The sequence below is a fragment of the Azospirillum sp. A1-3 genome (assembly GCF_023806445.1).
In the GTDB taxonomy this organism is placed as follows: domain Bacteria; phylum Pseudomonadota; class Alphaproteobacteria; order Azospirillales; family Azospirillaceae; genus Azospirillum.
In genome coordinates this window covers 670,705-687,558 of record NZ_JAMSLU010000001.1, presented here as the reverse complement: position 1 = coordinate 687,558, position 16,854 = coordinate 670,705, and the positions used below count along the sequence as shown (strand labels likewise).

The following is a 16,854-nucleotide window of genomic DNA, read 5'->3' as shown; positions in this document are numbered from 1 at the left end:
TAGGATATTTTTGTGACACAGCACCCTCCCTCCGATGCCGGAAGAGCCACCCATGAGCATCACCTCCCTGACCACGCCGGATCAGACCATCGCGCAACCGCACCATCCGGGGCAGGCCGCAAACGGCCGGGCATCCGACCGGATGGGGAACAGTCCGACTCCCCGGCCGGAGAAGATGCGCGGTCTGCGGCTGGTCGCCGTCTGGGTCGGGCTGACCGCCGGCTCCTGGGCGGTGCTGGGCGGGGCCGGATACGGCCTCTACACCGTGGTCAGTTCTCTTCTGCCGTAACCCCTCCGGCCGAGCCGTTCCACCCCCCGCGGGTTTCCCCCCGCCGCAGGCCCTAGGCCGTTCAGGCGTGGCAAATGGCCGCTTTATGCCCCTCCCGCCGTTGCAAAGCGGGCCAATCCGGGCTAAGACGGCGCCATTTCCAAGAATGCCCCAGGGGAAGAGCCACAATGAAGCTCACGCGCCGCGTCAAAGACATTCTCGCCAACTACGAGAGCGACAATCCCGGCACCAAGGCGAACCTCGCCCGCATCCTGATGGAAGGCAAGCTCGGCGGCACCGGCAAGCTGGTGATCCTGCCGGTCGACCAGGGCTTCGAGCATGGTCCGGCCCGCAGCTTCGGCCCGAACGAGCCGGGCTATGACCCGCACTACCACTACCAGCTGGCCATCGACGCAGGCTGCAACGCCTACGCCGCCCCCCTGGGCTCGCTGGAGGCCGGCGCCGGCACCTTCGCCGGGTCGATCCCGCTGATCCTGAAGATGAACAGCGCCAACTCGCTGTCCACCCAGAAGGAAGCCGCCGACCAGGCCGTCACCGCCTCGGTCCAGGACGCGCTGCGCATCGGCGCCTCGGCCATCGGCTTCACCATCTATCCCGGCTCCGACGCCATGTACTCCCAGTACGAGGAGTTCCGTGAGCTGTCGAAGGAGGCCAAGTCCTACGGCCTCGCCACCGTGCTGTGGTCCTACCCGCGCGGCGGCGCCGTCACCAAGGACGGCGAGCTGGCCATCGACGTGATCGGCTACGCCGCGCACATGGCCGCTCTGCTGGGCGCCCATATCATCAAGGTGAAGCTGCCGTCGGCCCATCTGGAGCAGCCGGAAGCCAAGAAGGTCTACGAGTCGAAGAACATCCCGATCGCCACCCAGGCCGAGCGCGTGAAGCACATCATGCAGTGCGCCTTCAACGGCCGCCGCATCGTGGTCTTCTCCGGCGGCGCCACCAAGGGCGAGGATGCGGTGTTCGAGGACGCCCGCGCCATCCGTGACGGCGGCGGCAACGGCTCGATCATCGGCCGCAACGCCTTCCAGCGCCCGCGCGAGGATGCCCTCAAGCTGCTCGACCGGATCATGAAGATCTACCAGGGCCGGGAGTAACACTTGGCCAAGGGAAAGCCGACGCAGGCGGAACCTGCCGCCTGCCGACTGTACCTCGTGACGCCGCCGGCCCTGGAGCCGGCGGCGTTCGCGCCGCTTCTGGAGGAAGCGCTGGATGCCGGCGACGTCGCCTGCGTGCAGCTCCGCCTCAAGGACTGCTCAGAGGACGACATCCGCCGCGCCTGCGACATCCTGCGCCCGATCGCACAGGAGCGTGAGGTCGCCTTCATCCTGAATGACCATCCGCGCCTCGCGCGGGAGGCCGGCTGCGACGGCGTCCATGTCGGCCAGACCGACACCCCCTATCGCGATGCCCGCAAGATCGTCGGCAACGACGCCATCGTCGGCGTCACCTGCCACGACAGCCGCCATCTCGCCATGATCGCCGGCGAGGAAGGGGCGGACTACATCGCTTTCGGCGCCTTCTTCCCCACCAGCACCAAGACGGCCGAATACAAGGCCGAGCCGGAGCTGCTGAGCTGGTGGTCGGAGCTGATGGAGGTCCCCTGTGTCGCCATCGGCGGCATCACCGCCGAGAATTGCGCGCCGCTGGTCACCGCGGGCGCCGATTTCCTGGCCGTGGTCAACGCCGTCTGGGGCCATCCGCAGGGTCCCGGCGCCGGAGTCCGGGCGCTGAACGCAGCCATCGAGGCCGCACTCGCCGGCTAGGCCGGCCGATTACCTGGACGTCCCCAAAATCATGGACCTTCTGACGCCCGAGTCGCTGGGCATCCTGTTCGCCGTCGGCCTGCTGGCAGGCTTCGTCGATGCAATCGCCGGCGGCGGCGGTCTGCTGACCATTCCGGCCCTGCTGGCCGCGGGCATGTCCCCGGCCGAGGCGCTGGCCACCAACAAGCTGCAGTCCAGCTTCGGCTCGCTGTCCGCCACCATCAAGTTCGTCCGCCGCGGCGAGGTCCATCCCGGCGCCATGCGCACGATGATCCTCTGCACCTTCATCGGCGCCGCCATCGGCGCCACCCTGGTGCAGATGCTGGACGCCGGATTCCTGCGCGACGTCATCCCGATCCTGCTGATCGGCATTGCCATCTATCTGCTGCTGTCGCCCAAGGCCGGCGACGTCGACGCCCACCAGCGCATCGGCGAACATGCCTTCGCGCTCAGCATCGGCACCGGCATCGGCTTCTACGACGGCTTCTTCGGGCCGGGCACCGGCACCTTCTTCGCCATCGCCTTCGTCTCGCTGCTGGGCCACAACCTGCGCAAGGCGACCGCCCACACCAAGGTGCTGAACCTGACCAGCAATGTCGCCTCGCTGCTGTTCTTCATCGTCGGCGGCCACGTGTTGTGGACGGTCGGGCTGCTGATGGGGGTCGGACAGTATATCGGCGCCCAGCTCGGCGCCCACATGGTGATCCGCAACGGCGCCCGAGTCGTGCGTCCGATGCTGGTGGTCGCCTCCATCGTCATCACCGCCAAGCTGGTGTGGACCGACGAGCACAACATCCTGCGCGAACTGTTCGCCGCTGCCGCCGCCTGGATCGCCTGACGGCCGTCACCCGCCGGCCCTCTTTAGGTTATCGCCTAAGACAATTCGCCGCACCATCGCGCCCCGGCCGGGTTACCCCCCGCCGGCTGGCGGCATTCTCCTGTGCGTGCCCTTCTTTTCCACTGCCGCTTTCCACCCGGGTTCGGAAAATTGTTTACCGAGCCAACAAAAAGTGGTGCGCGCCCCTTTACGTAAGCGTCAGTTTGTGTATCATTGCGTCAATAACACAATTTGGGGAAGGAACCATGTCTCCGACGACGCTCAAGACACGCCTGCTGACCGCCGCTGCCGCCATCGCGGTGACCGCACCGTTCGTGACCGCCTCGACCGCGCTTGCCGCCGGTTTCGCGTTGAAGGAGCAGAGCGTATCGGGCCAGGGCACCTCCTATGCCGGCGTGACCGCCGGCGGCAACGGCGATGCCAGCTCGATGTTCTACAATCCGGCCACCATGGGTCTGGTGACCGGAACCGAATTGGTGCAGACCGCCACCGGTGTCATCGTGAAGTCGAAGGTCGACGGCGCCAGCGCCACCCGCGCCCGGCGGCTGGGCGGCACCGCGATCAGCGGCAACGCATCGCCCGGCGACATCGCGCAGGATGCCCTGGTTCCGGCCGGTTACTTCATCTATTCGATCAGCGACGACCTGAAGGTCGGCCTGTCTGCGAATGGCCCCTGGGGTCTGGTCACCGACTATGGCGACAGCTGGATCGGCCGCTATCACGGCATCCGGTCCGACCTGCGCACCTATAATTTCGCGCCGTCGGTGTCCTACCGCATCAACCCGATGATCACCATCGGCGGCGGCGTTCAAATTCAGTATGCCAAGGCCAAGCTGTCGCAGGCCTCCGACTTCGGCGCCAGCCGCCTCGGCCGTCCCGGCGCGCTCGACGTCAAGAGCGATGTGACCGGTGACGATTGGGGCTGGGGCTTCACGCTCGGCGCCCTGATCGAACCGGTGAAGGGAACCCGCGTCGGCCTCGCCTACCGCTCGGCGGTCAAGCACACGCTGACCGGCGACATCTCCTTCACCGGCCTGCCGGCCCCGCTCGCCGGCGCCCTGCCCGCCCAGAGCGCCAGCGCCGACCTGACCACGCCGGACATCGCCTCCATCGGCCTGTACCACGAGGTCAACGACCGCTGGGCGGTGATGGCCGACGTGCAGTGGACCAACTGGTCGCGCTTCAAGGAACTGCGCGTCAACATCGCCAACCCGGCGCTCACCTCCGTCACGGAAGAGCATTGGAAGGACAGCTGGTATTACGCGCTCGGCACCTCCTACAAGGTGACCGACAAGCTGACGCTGCGCGGTGGTATCGCCTTCGACAAGGGGTCGGTCGACGTCGATTACCGCACGCCCCGCATTCCGGAGCAGAACCGCTACTGGCTGTCGGTCGGCGCCGGCTATCAGGTCACCAACAGCCTGCGCGTCGACGCCGCCTATTCGCACGTCTTCATCCCGAAGACCTCGGTCGCCCTTACCGACGACCTGACCGGCGCCGAAGCCGGCCGCGGCAACCTGAATGTGGACTACAAGAGCAGCATCGACCTGATCGGCCTGCAGGCGAAGTTCACGTTCTAAGGGAACCTACCCCCTCCCCTACCAAAGATCCCCTCTCCCCCCCGGGGAGAGGGTTAGGGTGAGGGGGACGCATAGCGAGGATTTTCAAGGAAATCCGGCATGTGCATCCCCCTCACCCCGGCTTTCTCCCGGGGGGGAGAAGGAGATTCCATCCCCTCAAAATCCCGCCACCGGCAGCCAAAGCACCTGCTCGATACTCTCGGCCCCGCTGCACAGCATCGCCAGCCGGTCGAAGCCCATGGCGATGCCGCTGCTCTGCGGCATGCCGTGCTCCAGCGCGGCGAGGAAATCCTCGTCCACCGGGAAGCGCTCGCCATAGAGCCTCTCCTTCAACGCCATGTCCGCCTCGAAGCGGGCGCGCTGCACCGCCGGATCGGTCAGTTCGCCAAAGGCGTTCGCCAGTTCCAGCCCGCAGGCATACAGCTCGAACCGTTCGGCCAGTCGGGGGTCTTCCGGCTTCGGCCGCGACAGCGCCGCCATGCACAGCGGATAGTCGGTCAGCACGCAGGGCACGCCCTCGCCCAGATGCGGTTCGATGCGGTCGAACATGATGCGGAAGACGATGTCCTCCCAACGGTCGCCGTGATGGGGGGCGATGCCGATACGCGCCGCCTCCACCGCCAGCGCCGCCGGGTCGGGATCGTGGCTGCCGTCATAGGTCGCCATCAGGTCGATGCCGGCATACTCCCGGAACGCCTCCGGCACGGTCAGCACCCGCCATGGCGCGAAGGGATCGCAGGTCATGCCACGGAAGCTGAACGTCCGCCGCCCGCCTGCTTCGGCGCCGGCGCACAGCAGCTCGCGGCAATCGTCGATCAGCGTGCGATAGCCGTCTCCGGCGCGATACCATTCCAGCATCGAGAATTCCGGCGCATGGGTCCCCGACCGCTCGCCGTTGCGGTAGACATGCGCCAGTTGCCAAAGCCGCGGCACGCCCGCGACCAGCAGCTTCTTCATGGCGAATTCGGGACTGGTGTGCAGGTACAGCGGCCGGCGGTCGTCGGGATGCGGCCCCTGCAGCTCGGTGGCGAAGGCCTGGAGATGCGGCTCCATCCCCGGCGAGACCTGCAGGGCCGGCGTGTCGACCTCGACGAAGGCCAACTCCTCGAACACGCGGCGGACGGCGTTCAGCACCCGGCCGCGCGCCGCCAGATAGGGGCGGCGGCGGGCCAAAGCCTCGGGATGCCAGGGGGGAAGGTCGCCAGAGGGAATCGAGGCGGATCGGATCGGGGCGGACATGAAGGGCGCGCTCTTGATGGACGGTCGAAAGGGGTGCGTGCGCATCAGAGCACCCACGGGCGGCGTACTCAAGTCGGCTTGGCATTGGTCACAGCGGGCTGCCGTGGTAAACTCGCCCCATCGCCGCCGAACCGCGCGGTTGGGAGGGATGGAACACTGAACAGGGTCGGCAAAAACGTTCCAAACGTCTCGTTCCTGGATAGATTCTAAAGTACTGCACCACGAACCGGCGAAGAATCGTCCGCCAATCGCCCGGATCGCACGCTGTTACCGTTCCGCGCCGTTGCCTATGGGCGGTCAAGCTGGTAGGGTCCGCGCCGCCCTGATTCTGGAATTCACGAGTACGCCATGAAGGTCAATGCCAACACGATGCGCCCCGGCCATGTGCTGGAGCACAACGGTAAGCTCTGGGTCATCACCAAAACCGCCATCGTGCAGCCTGGTAAGGGCGGCGCCTTCATCCAGCTGGAAATGAAGGACGTTCGCACCGGCAACAAGTCGATCGAGCGGTTCCGCACCCAGGAGACCGTTGAGCGCGCTCGCCTGGACGAGCATGAGATGACCTTCCTCTTCGCAGAAGGTGACAGCTTCACCTTCATGGATAAGGAAAGCTTCGAACAGGTCTCCATCCCCCGCGACATCATCGGCGAGCCGGCCGTCTTCCTGCAGGACGGCATGGAAGTCACGGTGCAGAGCCATGAAGGCTCGCCGCTGGGCGTCGAGATCCCCGGCAAGGTCACGCTGCTGATCACCGAATCCGACCCGGTGGTGAAGGGCCAGACGGCTTCTTCGTCCTACAAGCCGGCCAAGCTGGAGAACGGCGTGTCGATCCTGGTTCCGCCGCACATCGAGGCCGGGACTCGCGTCGTCGTCGATACCGCCACCGGCGAATACGTCGAGCGCGCGAAGGACTGATCCTTCCCAGGTCGGTTCTGCCATCACCGGTCTTCGCCATGCGCGGAGGCCGGTGTATTGTTTTCTGGTTCCTGCACGAAACGGTACACCAACACCCATGGCCACCCGCTCCGCTCTCATCAACGTCATGGTCCGCGCCGCCGAAAAGGCAGCCCGCGGTCTCGTCCGCGACTTCGGCGAGGTCGAACACCTCCAGGTGTCGCGCAAGGGGCCTGCGGACTTCGTGTCCGCCGCCGATCTGAAGGCCGAACGCACCCTGCGCGAGGAACTGCAGAAGGCGCGGCCCGAATTCGGTTTCCTGATGGAGGAGAGCGGCGCGTCCAAGGGCAGCGATGCCGAGGCGCGCTGGATCGTCGATCCGCTCGACGGCACCACCAACTTCCTGCACGGCCTGCCGCACTGGGCGATCTCCATCGCCGCCGAGCGCAATGGCGAGATCGTCGCCGGCGTGATCTACGCCCCCATCGGCGACCAGCTGTTCTGGGCCGAGAAGGGTGCCGGCGCCTTCGTCAACCACACCCGCCTGCGCGTGTCGGAACGCCGCAAGCTGGAGGATTGCGTGATCGCCACCGGCATCCCCTTCAAGGGCCGCGGCGACCACGCCACCTTCCTGAAGGAACAGGAAGCAGTGATGAAGGAGGTCGCGGGCATCCGCCGCTTCGGCGCCGCCTCGCTCGACCTCGCCTACACCGCCGCCGGCCGGTTCGACGCCTATTGGGAACGCGGTCTGGCGCCGTGGGACTGCGCCGCCGGCGTGCTGATGGTCACCGAAGCCGGCGGTTTCGTCGGCGAGATCGAGGGCGGCCGCAACCCGGTCTTCACCGGCAACGTGCTCGCCGCCAACAGCCATCTCCAGGTCCCGGTCGCCCGCCTGTTGAAATCCGCCAAGGGCTGACCCCTGCCCTGCCCATCCTCCGCCTTCCCGCACGGGAATGGCGGATGGGTGGTTGTGGCTGGAGCGATCGATAGGCTATGGTTTGCAGGACAAAGGTTTAACGGGACACATCGTTTTGGGCCGCTGGGGACACGCCGACCGCAAGCACCTTGCCGCCGCCGCGCTGTGCGCGGTCTGGACGCTCTTTCCGGCTGCCCTGTCGGCGGCGGCTCCGGCCAACGGCCCGGCACAGTCTTCCGCCGGACTGACGTTGGAAAACGCGGTTCCGCTGTCCGTGCCGCCCCGCCCCAACCTTCGCACCCCGCCGCCGGTCAAGGCGCCGCCGCGACTCGTCCTGCCGCAGCCGCTGGAGGCCCCGCCTCCGCCCGCCCTGACGGAAGGTCCGGCCCAGCCGGCGCCGCGCGCCACCGCCCGGACCGAACCGGCTCCGAGGACGGCGCCGACGGCGGCCCAGCCGCAGCAACCCGCTGTCCAGGCACCTGCCGCCCAGGCACCTGCCGCCCAAACACCCGCTGCCCCGGCGCCCGGTCAGCCGCCGACCGCGCCGCGAACCGACACCGCCGCACTGCCCCCTCCTCCGGATGCGGCACCTCCTGCGGCTAACCTGCCACCTTCGAGCGTTTTGAGCCTTGTGTTCCCCACTGGCGCCACCAATCTGCCGGATGCGGCAGACGCCGTGGTCGACCGGATCGTCGAACGGCTGCGCGCTAGCGACACCGCGAGGCTCCAACTGCGCTCCTACGCCAGCGGCACCGCCGACACGGCGCGCGAGGCGCGGCAGCTGGCACTGGCCCGGGCGTTGGCGTTGCGCGAGCGGCTGACGGCCTTCGGGATCCGCAGCACCCGCGTCGATGTCCGCGCATTGGGCCTGGACGACGGAGATGGGCCGCCCGACCGGATCGATGCAGTCTTTCTGAATGAATAGCGCCCTTAATGAATAGCGCCCAGCCCGTGCGCGAGGTCTGATCGGAACACCCCTTCGGAGCATCATGACCGCCACAACCCCGACGACCCGACCGCTGGAGGTATCCGCCCTCATGACACGCCCGGAGCGGTTCCTGACCCGGATGATCCTGTTCCTGGTCGTGGTCGGCGCGGTGACTGGCCTGCTGTTCCCCGCCCTGCGCTCGGCCTTCCTCAACAATGCGCCGCTGAACGGCGTCATCCTGGCGACTCTGCTCGCCGGCATCGCCTTCATTTTCCGGCAAGTCCTGATGCTCCGCCCCGAAGTGGCTTGGCTGGAGCAGTACCAGAGCGGGGTCGCCCCCGCCTCCTTGCAGGAGCCGGTGCTGCTGGCGCCGATGGCGCGCATGCTGGGCGAACGGCGCGGCCGGCTGACGCTGTCGGCGTTGTCGATGCGCTCGCTGCTGGACGGAATCGCCTCGCGCCTGGACGAATCGCGGGAGCTGTCGCGCTATCTGATCGGCCTGCTGATCTTCCTCGGCCTGCTCGGCACCTTCTGGGGCCTGCTGCACACGGTCCAGTCGGTCGGCGGCGTCATCGGCAGCCTGTCGGTCCAGGGCGGCGACGTCGGCACCATGTTCTCCCACCTGCAGCAGGGGCTGGAAGCGCCGCTGGTCGGCATGGGCACCGCCTTCTCCTCCTCGCTGTTCGGCCTTGCCGGTTCGCTGGTGCTGGGCTTCCTGGAACTCCAGGCCAGCCAGGCCCACAACCGCTTCTTCCAGGACCTTGAGGACTGGCTGTCCAGCGCCACCCGGCTGTCGAGCGGCGCCGCTGGCGGGCTCGAATCGGGCGACCATGCCGCCTCCGCCTATCTGACCGCCCTGCTGGAACAGACCGCCGAGAATCTGGACTCCCTGCAGCGCACCGTCGCCACCGCCGAGGAAGGCCGGCGCGCCGCCAACGCCAACCTGATGGCTCTGACCGAGCGGCTGTCGAGCCTGACCGACCATATGCGCGCCGAGCAGCAGCTTCTCCTGCGTCTGGGTGAGAATCAGCTGGAGGTGAAGGGCCTGCTCGACCGTCTGGCGGAGAACGCGGGTGGCGGCTTCGACGACGCCTCGCGCCAGCATCTGCGCAATATGGACATCTATCTCGCCCGTATCGTCGAGGAGTCCTCCAACGGCCGCGTCCAGGCGGTGCAGGAGATCCGCAGCGAGATCAAGCTGCTGGCCCGCACCATCGCCGCGTTGGCCGAAGAAGCCGACCAGCAGCAGCGCTGACACTCTGACACCGTAGGCCAACGCCGGGAGTTCCCATGGCCAGCATCAGCCGCCGCAACGGCCACCGCGACGCCAGCGCCTGGCCCGGCTGGGTCGACGCCCTGTCGTCGCTGGTGATGGTCGTCATCTTCCTGCTGATGGTCTTCGTCGTGGCGCAGTTCTACCTCGCCACCGCCCTGACCGGCCGGGACGAGCAGCTGACCGCGCTCAATCACAAGATCGCGGAGATGAACGACCTGCTGGCGATGGAGCGGGATGCCAACGCCGATCTGCGCGTCAACATCACCCAGCTGTCAACCGAATTGCAGACCTCCGTCGCCGCCCGCGACGACATGACCCTGTCGCTGAGCCAGCTTCAGGAGGACCGCGACCGCACTGCCCGCACGCTGGAAGAGCTGCAGCGCAATGTCCGTGTCGACCGCGAGACGCTCGACCTGAAGCTGAAGGAAATCCTCAGCCTCCAGGCCGACATCAAGGCCCTGCGCGAGGCCCGGCAGAAGCTGGAGGGCGAATTTGCCGCCGCCGTCGCCGCCGCCAAGCTGACCGAACAGCAACGCCAAGCCCTGCTGGCCGAACTCGGAACCACCCGCGACCGCGCAAAGGCGCTGGAGTCCGAACTGGCCTCCGCCAACGAGAAGACGATGCTGGCGCAGAAGGAGATCGACCAGCGCGACATCCGGCTTAAGGCGCTGGAATCGCAACTGGCCGACAGCCAAACCCAGGCCCAGAAGGATCTGGAGCAGCGCGACATCCGCATCCGCGACCTGATGGCTTCCCTCACCGGCGAGAAGGCGGAGGGGACCAAGAGCAAGCAGCAGATCGACCTGCTGAACCAGCAGCTTCTGGCTCTGCGTGAGCAGCTCGCCCGCATCGGCGCGGCACTAGAGGCGTCGGAAAAGTCCTCGGCCGAGCAGAAGGTGCAGATCGCGGAACTGGGCGCCCGGCTCAATCAGGCGCTCGCCGCCAAGGTCCAGGACCTCGCGCGCTACAAGTCGGAGTTCTTCGGTCGCGTTCGCGAGGCGCTGGGCAACCGGCCGGACGTGAAGATCGTCGGCGACCGCTTCGTCTTCCAGTCGGAACTGCTGTTCCCGTCAGGCTCGGCGACGCTGGAGGAGGCCGGCAAGCAACGGCTGGCCGACCTCGCCCATACCCTGATCGAGATCGGCAAGGTGATCCCGCCCGACGTGAATTGGGTCCTGCGGGTGGATGGCCACACCGACATCAAGCCGGTGCGCTTCCAGTTCGCCTCCAACTGGGAACTGTCGGCCGCCCGCGCCATCTCGGTGGTGAAGTTCCTGATCGACCAGGGCATTCCGCCGGAACGGCTGGCCGCCGCCGCCTTCGGCGAATTCCAGCCCATCGACCCCGGCACGTCGGACGAAGCGCTGGCGAAGAACCGCCGGATCGAGATCAAGCTGGACCAGCGCTGACCGGAACCGCGGCGCCTGAGCGGCTGTTTCCTCCGTATCGACGCTCTTGTCGAAACGAAGGATCAGCCATGATGAAGACAGTCATTGCCGCTTTGTCGGTCGCCGTCCTGGCCGGCGGCATCGCCGCCCTGCCTCACCCGGCCGAAGCCAAGGGGTGCGTGAAGGGAGCGGCCGTTGGCGGCGTCGCCGGCCATATGGTCGGGTCGGGCCACGGGGTTGCGGGTGCCGCCGTCGGATGCGCGGTAGGCCACCACGAAGCCAAGAAGAAGGACGAGGCCAAGAAGAAGACCGACCAGCAGCAGGATGCTCACGGCAACAACCAGCCGTCGAAGTAACCGCTGCCAAGCGGGATGGAGTGCAGAGGCGCTTCGATCAGCCCTGCCATTCCTCCCGCAGGATGGCGTAGAGGACGTGGTCGCGCCATGCGCCGTCGATGCGCAGATAGCCTCGTGCGTAGCCCTCGTGGGTGAAGCCGACCTTTTCCAGCAGGCCGCGGCTCGGCAAGTTCGTGGGCAGACAGGCGGCTTCGACCCGGTGAAGGCCTAGTTGCCCGAAGGCGAATTCCAGAACCAGCCGGGTGCCGCCCGACACATAGCCGTTGCGGGCATAGGGCTGGCCGGCCCAGTAGCCGAGCGTCCCCATCTGGGCGACGCCGCGACGGATGTTGGTCAGGCCGAGTCCGCCAACCAGCGCGTCGGTCGCGCGGTCGAAGATCAGGAAGCTGTAGCCGAGATCGTCACGCCATTCCTGCGCCTGACGCCGCAGCCGCCGGGAAAAGGCCGTCCGGGTCAGGGCGTCGGCCGGCCAAGTGGGTTCCCAGGGCGTGAGGAAGGCGCGCGAGGCGGCGCGGAGGTCCGCCCATTCCCGCCAGTCCCGCGGAAGCGGCGGCCGGATGTAGCAATGCGGACCGTCGAGACGGACCGCGGGCGGGCTGATGAGGCCGCTGCCGAGGAGGCGGATCATTGAGCGACCACCCTTCCCACCACTCTTTGGAAGAGAGGGATCCGCTGGCCGGACGATCCACGCAGTGCTTCCCCCTCACCCCGACCCTCTCCCCGGGGGGGAGAGGGGGAAAATTGCGGGGGGAGAGGGGTGGCGGCCACCGTCTTCATCGTCAGGCGAGACGCTCCGCGATGCGGTCGTAACTTTCTAGCTTGGCGATCGGGCCGAGAGCGGCGACGGTCGGGCGGCTGGCGCGCAGGCGGGTGGCGGCCTTGACCACGGCATCGCGGTCGACACCGTCGATCTTCGCCACGATCTCCTCCACCGGAACCGGGCGGTCGTAGATCAGGATCTGCTGACCCAACTGCTCGCAGCGTGACATGGTGCTTTCCAGCGCCATCAGCGTCCCGGCCTTCAATTGGGCGCGGGCGCGGGCGACCTCGTCCTCCGTCACGTCGGCGCCGACCTTGGCGATCTCGTCGCAGACGACCGGGACCAGTTCCGCCACCTCATCCTCGCCGGTGCCGGCATAGACGCCGAACAGGCCGCCGTCATGGTAGCCGCCGGTGAAGGTGTAGATGGAATAGACCAGCCCGCGCTTCTCCCGCACCTCCTGGAACAGGCGGGACGACATGCCGCCGCCCAGCAGGGTGGACAGCACCGAATGGGCGTAGAAGTCCGGATCATGGACCCCCACCCCGTCGAAGCCGAGCACGAGGTGCATCTGCTCCAGGTCGCGGTCCTCGCGGAAGTCGCCGCCGGTGTAGCTGGCGGACTCCGGCTTGGGCGGCGCACCGCTCGGCAGGTCGCCGAAGGCCTTGAATGCGAGATCGACCATCCGGTCATGCTCGATCCGGCCGGCAGCGCTCAGCACCATGCCGGGGGCGCCGTAATGGCCGGCGATGTAGTCGACCAGCGCTTCGCGCGGCAGCGCGCCGACGATCTCGGCGGAGCCCAGCACCGGACGGCCGATGGCTTGGCCCGGATAGGCGGTGGACTGGAAATGATCGAAGATGATGTCGTCGGGCGTGTCGGCGCTCTGGCCGATTTCCTGCAGAACCACCGTGCGCTCGCGCACCAACTCCTCGGCGTCCAGCGTGGAGTGCTGGATCATGTCGGAGAGGATGTCGAGCGCCAGCGGCGCATCCTCGTGCAGGACCTTGGCGTAATAGGCTGTCTGCTCGCGGGTGGTGTAGGCGTTCAGTTGACCGCCGACATTCTCGATCTCCTCGGAGATGCGGAAGGCCGAGCGGCGGCGGGTGCCCTTGAACAGCATATGCTCGACGAGGTGGGCGACGCCGTTGACGCTCGCCGCCTCGTTGCGGGTGCCCACCCCGACCCAGCAGCCGAGCGAAACGGACTGCACGTCGGGCATGGTGTCGGTCGCGACGCGAAGCCCGTTGGGCAACGTCGTCACACGAATGGAACTCATGCGGCCTCCTGGGCGGCGCGGGCGCGCGCGATGACGAAGTCCTGAACCGCCGCCAGATCGTTCGGCAGTTCGGACAGGCGCTCCTCGCGCCCATAAAGATCGGACAGGCGCGGCGGCAGCTCCGGCCGGCGGCCGGTCGCCTTCTCCACCGCGTCGGGGAATTTGGCGGGATGGGCGGTGGCGAGAACCACCATGGGAACGGACGGATCGACCCGGCCGGCCGCGACCGCGGCCTTGGCCGCCCCGATGCCGACCGCCGTGTGCGGATCGAGCAGATACAGACTGCCCTTCCAGACTTCGGCGATGGTCGCCATGGTGGCGGCCTCGTCCACCCGGTGGCCGGAGAAGATGGCCAGCGCGCGGGCGAGCTGCGCGTCGGTCACCGCGAACTTGCCCTCGGTGCGGAAGCGGTTCAGCGCCTCCGTCACCGCGGTGCCGTCGCGGTCGAGCAGGTCGAACAGCAGCCGTTCGAAGTTGGAAGAGATCTGGATGTCCATGCTGGGAGACAAGGTAGGCACGACGGGCGCCGCGACCATGCTCCCACTGGCGAAAAAGCGCGCCAGGATGTCGTTGCTGTTGGAACCGACCACCAGCGTCTCCACCGGCAGCCCCATGGCGCGGGCGCCATAGGCGGCATAGACGTTGCCGAAATTGCCGGTCGGCACGGTGAAGGCGATCTTGCGGTCCGGTGCGCCAAGCGCCACCGCGGCGGTGAAGTAATAGACGATCTGGGCCATGATGCGCGCCCAGTTAATCGAGTTCACCGCCGACAGCCCCATCCGGTCGCGGAAGGCGCCGTCGTTGAACATCGCCTTTACGAGGTCCTGGCAATCGTCGAAGGTGCCGTCCAGCGCGATGTTGTGGACGTTGGACGACAGCACGCTGGTCATCTGCCGGCGCTGCACCTCGGACGTGCGGCCCTTGGGATGCAGGATGAAGATGTCGACGTTCTGGCGGTCGCGGCAAGCCTCGATGGCGGCGGAGCCGGTGTCGCCGGAGGTGGCGCCGACGATGGTCACCCGCTGCCCGCGCTTGGCCAGCACATGGTCGAACAGGCGGCCGAGCAGTTGCAGCGCCACGTCCTTGAAGGCCAGGGTGGGACCGTGGAACAGCTCCAGCACCCAGGTGGTCGGGTCGACCTGCACCAGCGGGGTCACCGCGGCATGGTCGAAGCTGGCATAGGCGTCACGGACGATGGCGCGGAACTCGTCCTCGGCGATAGAACCGCCCAGGAAGGGCAGCATCACGCGGACGGCGATCTCGCTGTAGGGCAGCCCGCGCATGGCGCGGATGTCGTCGGCCGTGAATTGCGGCCAAGTCTCCGGCACATAGAGGCCGCCGTCGCGCGCCAGCCCGGCAAGAAGGACGTCCTCGAAACCCAAGACCGGGGCCGCGCCCCGCGTGCTGACGTACCGCACCGCTTACACTCCGTCCGATGAAGAGGGCATAGTTAGCGAGGACCCCGCCCGCACGCAAGCGGTGCGGGACGCACGGCGCATATTCCGTCCGGTTGGGGGTGCGTGGCGGCTCTGGATGGAACGTTTGGAACGCCGTGAAACAGTTTTCCGGGGTGTGTTCAGTGTTCCATCCGGGCCGGAGCCACTCACGCGGCCTCCTCCACCGCCTCGTCGGCCCCCTCGTCGGCTGTGCGGCGGCGCACCAGGGAGGCGGCGCGTTGCAGCACCTCCGGCCCGGCACCGGGGCGGTGGGCATTCTCGGCGATGTGGCGGCGGTAGGCCCGGGCGCCGGGCAGGCCCTGGAACAGGCCCAGCATGTGGCGGGTGATGGAGGAGAGCGGCGTGCCGCGCGCCATGCGCGCCTCGATGTAGGGCAGCATGGCGTCGATCACCGCGTGGCGATCGGGGCCGGGTTCGCCGCCCATCAGGCGGCGGTCGGCATCGGCCAGCAGATAGGGGGTCTCGTAGGCGGCGCGGCCGATCATCACGCTGTCGACCTTGCCGAGATGTTCCTCGGCCTCATCCAGCGTCTTGATGCCGCCGTTGATGGCGATGGTGAGGTGCGGGTATTCCGCCTTCAGCCGGTGGACGAGGTCGTAGCGCAGCGGCGGGATGTCCCGGTTCTCCTTGGGGCTGAGGCCCTTCAGCCACGCCTTGCGGGCATGGACGATGAAGTGGGTGCAGCCGGCGGCGGAGACGGTGCGGATGAAGTGATCGAGCGTCGGCCATTCCTCCATCTCGTCGATGGCAATGCGCGACTTGACAGTGACGGGGATTGACACGGCCTCGCGCATGGCACCGACCAGCCGGGCCACCAGATCGGGCTCGGCCATCAGGCAGGCGCCGAAGCGGCCGGACTGCACGCGGTCGCTGGGGCAGCCGACGTTCAGGTTCACCTCGTCATAGCCCCATTCCTCGGCGATGCGGGCGCAGGCGGCGAGATCGGCCGGGTCGGAACCGCCAAGCTGGAGTGCCACCGGATGTTCCGCCGCGTCGAAGCCCAGCAGCCGCTCGCGATCGCCATGCAGCACGGCGCCCGTGGTCACCATCTCGGTATAGAGCAGGGTCGAGCGCGACAGCAGACGGTGGAAGTACCGGCAATGCCGGTCGGTCCAGTCCATCATCGGGGCGACGCTGAGGGGGATCGCGGGGGTGGTGGTCATGTCGGGTGCGGGCCGGTAAAATGGAACAGGAGAGCGGTAAGCGGCAGGCAAGGCGCTATGGGCTGACGGTCAGGCGGAGGCCGAGGGACTTGATGACCTTGAGGACCGTCGCAAATTCCGGATTGCCATCTGGCGACAAGGCCTTGTAGAGGCTCTGGCGGCCAAGGCCGGCATTACGGGCGACCTCCGTCATTCCTTTGGCGCGGGCGATGTCGCCGAGTGCCGCGACGATTAGCTGCGGATCACCGTCCTCCAGCACCGCGTCCAGATAGGCTGCAATGCGCTCGTCACTGTCCAGGCTGTCGACGATATCCCAGGGACGAGTCTCGGTTTGAGCCATGCTCTCCTCCTTTACCGGGCCGTAGAGCGGGTCGGACTTAAGAGCGTCGATCAGCAGAAAACGTCTTCCAGAGTAGGCAGCCGGTCAAGGTCTTAGCGCAAAAACGACTAAGCCCCGCACAAGGCGGGGCTTAAGTCATGAACCGAGAGAGTGGCGTCCCCGACGGGAGTCGAACCCGTGTCGCCGCCGTGAAAGGGCGGTGTCCTAGGCCTCTAGACGACGGGGACGTCGTTCGCGGTGACGCGCTTTCTAAAGATCGGAGCCGGAGAGCGCAAGCGCTTTTTCGCATCCTCCGATACTTTTTTGAACGCGTGGGATCATGTCGGTCACGGCGAGGCAGCGTCAGGAGACCTGCCAGGGTGGGCAGCTTCATCAGCCGTCATTC

The 16,854-nt window shown here is 67.3% G+C and carries 17 protein-coding genes and 1 tRNA gene; 11 read left to right on the top strand and 7 right to left on the bottom strand.

All coding sequences use genetic code 11. The features are described from left to right. Positions 1-52: 52 nt before the first annotated feature. The 5 genes from M5E06_RS03245 to M5E06_RS03225 all read left to right on the top strand — a co-directional run bounded on the left by M5E06_RS03245 (position 53) and on the right by M5E06_RS03225 (position 4,473). Positions 53-289, top strand: coding sequence for a hypothetical protein (locus tag M5E06_RS03245; protein ID WP_252137141.1), 237 nt, complete (start codon positions 53-55; stop codon positions 287-289). A 167-nt stretch (positions 290-456) separates the two neighbouring features. Then, positions 457-1,386: a class I fructose-bisphosphate aldolase gene (locus M5E06_RS03240; protein WP_109154962.1), complete on the top strand. Its 930-nt coding sequence runs from the start codon at positions 457-459 to the stop codon at positions 1,384-1,386. 3 nt (positions 1,387-1,389) lie between these two features. Continuing rightward, positions 1,390-2,055 (top strand): thiamine phosphate synthase, encoded by a 666-nt coding sequence (gene thiE, locus M5E06_RS03235; protein WP_252137140.1) that lies wholly within the window; start codon positions 1,390-1,392, stop codon positions 2,053-2,055. A 31-nt stretch (positions 2,056-2,086) separates the two neighbouring features. Then, positions 2,087-2,893 carry a TSUP family transporter gene (locus tag M5E06_RS03230; RefSeq protein WP_252137139.1) on the top strand — a complete coding sequence of 269 codons (807 nt, stop codon included), beginning with the start codon at positions 2,087-2,089 and terminating at the stop codon, positions 2,891-2,893. Positions 2,894-3,138: 245 nt separating this feature from the next. Continuing rightward, positions 3,139-4,473 (top strand): OmpP1/FadL family transporter, encoded by a 1,335-nt coding sequence (locus M5E06_RS03225; RefSeq protein WP_252137138.1) that lies wholly within the window; start codon positions 3,139-3,141, stop codon positions 4,471-4,473. A 156-nt stretch (positions 4,474-4,629) separates the two neighbouring features. Here M5E06_RS03225 and epmA read toward each other — a convergent pair whose 3' ends face one another. Next, the gene (gene epmA / locus M5E06_RS03220; protein WP_252137137.1) at positions 4,630-5,712 is read right to left on the bottom strand and encodes an EF-P lysine aminoacylase EpmA; all 1,083 of its coding nucleotides are present in this window, start codon (positions 5,710-5,712) and stop codon (positions 4,630-4,632) included. A gap of 348 nt (positions 5,713-6,060) precedes the next feature. On the opposite strand from epmA, the gene efp reads away from it, so the two are divergent. The 6 genes from efp (at position 6,061) to M5E06_RS03190 (ending at position 11,470) form a co-directional block, all read left to right on the top strand. Next, entirely contained in the window at positions 6,061-6,627 is a 567-nt protein-coding gene (efp, locus tag M5E06_RS03215; protein ID WP_252137136.1) for an elongation factor P, read from the top strand. Positions 6,628-6,724: 97 nt separating this feature from the next. Beyond that, the gene (locus M5E06_RS03210; RefSeq protein WP_109154967.1) at positions 6,725-7,522 is read left to right on the top strand and encodes an inositol monophosphatase family protein; all 798 of its coding nucleotides are present in this window, start codon (positions 6,725-6,727) and stop codon (positions 7,520-7,522) included. A gap of 115 nt (positions 7,523-7,637) precedes the next feature. Further along, positions 7,638-8,447, top strand: a complete 810-nt coding sequence (locus M5E06_RS03205; RefSeq protein ID WP_252137135.1) for an OmpA family protein — start codon at positions 7,638-7,640, stop codon at positions 8,445-8,447. Between the two features lie 64 nt (positions 8,448-8,511). Continuing rightward, positions 8,512-9,705 (top strand): flagellar motor protein MotA, encoded by a 1,194-nt coding sequence (locus M5E06_RS03200; protein ID WP_109154969.1) that lies wholly within the window; start codon positions 8,512-8,514, stop codon positions 9,703-9,705. A gap of 35 nt (positions 9,706-9,740) precedes the next feature. Next, on the top strand, positions 9,741-11,135 hold the full coding sequence (locus M5E06_RS03195) for a peptidoglycan -binding protein (RefSeq protein ID WP_252137134.1): 1,395 nt from the start codon (positions 9,741-9,743) through the stop codon (positions 11,133-11,135). Between the two features lie 68 nt (positions 11,136-11,203). Next, positions 11,204-11,470: a hypothetical protein gene (locus tag M5E06_RS03190; protein WP_252137133.1), complete on the top strand. Its 267-nt coding sequence runs from the start codon at positions 11,204-11,206 to the stop codon at positions 11,468-11,470. A 37-nt stretch (positions 11,471-11,507) separates the two neighbouring features. Here M5E06_RS03190 and M5E06_RS03185 read toward each other — a convergent pair whose 3' ends face one another. The 6 genes from M5E06_RS03185 to M5E06_RS03160 form a co-directional block, all read right to left on the bottom strand. Further along, the gene (locus M5E06_RS03185; RefSeq protein WP_109154971.1) at positions 11,508-12,098 is read right to left on the bottom strand and encodes a GNAT family N-acetyltransferase; all 591 of its coding nucleotides are present in this window, start codon (positions 12,096-12,098) and stop codon (positions 11,508-11,510) included. Positions 12,099-12,249: 151 nt separating this feature from the next. Next, complete coding sequence (locus M5E06_RS03180; protein WP_252137132.1) at positions 12,250-13,509, bottom strand: M16 family metallopeptidase; 1,260 nt, start codon at positions 13,507-13,509, stop codon at positions 12,250-12,252. Then, positions 13,506-14,927: a threonine synthase gene (gene thrC / locus M5E06_RS03175; RefSeq protein ID WP_252137131.1), complete on the bottom strand. Its 1,422-nt coding sequence runs from the start codon at positions 14,925-14,927 to the stop codon at positions 13,506-13,508. Before thrC ends, M5E06_RS03180 begins: the two co-directional genes overlap by 4 nt. A 185-nt stretch (positions 14,928-15,112) precedes the next feature. Beyond that, complete coding sequence (dusA, locus tag M5E06_RS03170) at positions 15,113-16,129, bottom strand: tRNA dihydrouridine(20/20a) synthase DusA (RefSeq protein WP_252137130.1); 1,017 nt, start codon at positions 16,127-16,129, stop codon at positions 15,113-15,115. A gap of 55 nt (positions 16,130-16,184) precedes the next feature. Beyond that, positions 16,185-16,469, bottom strand: coding sequence for an addiction module antidote protein (locus M5E06_RS03165; protein ID WP_252137129.1), 285 nt, complete (start codon positions 16,467-16,469; stop codon positions 16,185-16,187). A gap of 151 nt (positions 16,470-16,620) precedes the next feature. Then, positions 16,621-16,696, bottom strand: a tRNA-Glu gene (locus M5E06_RS03160). Positions 16,697-16,854 lie beyond the last annotated feature (158 nt).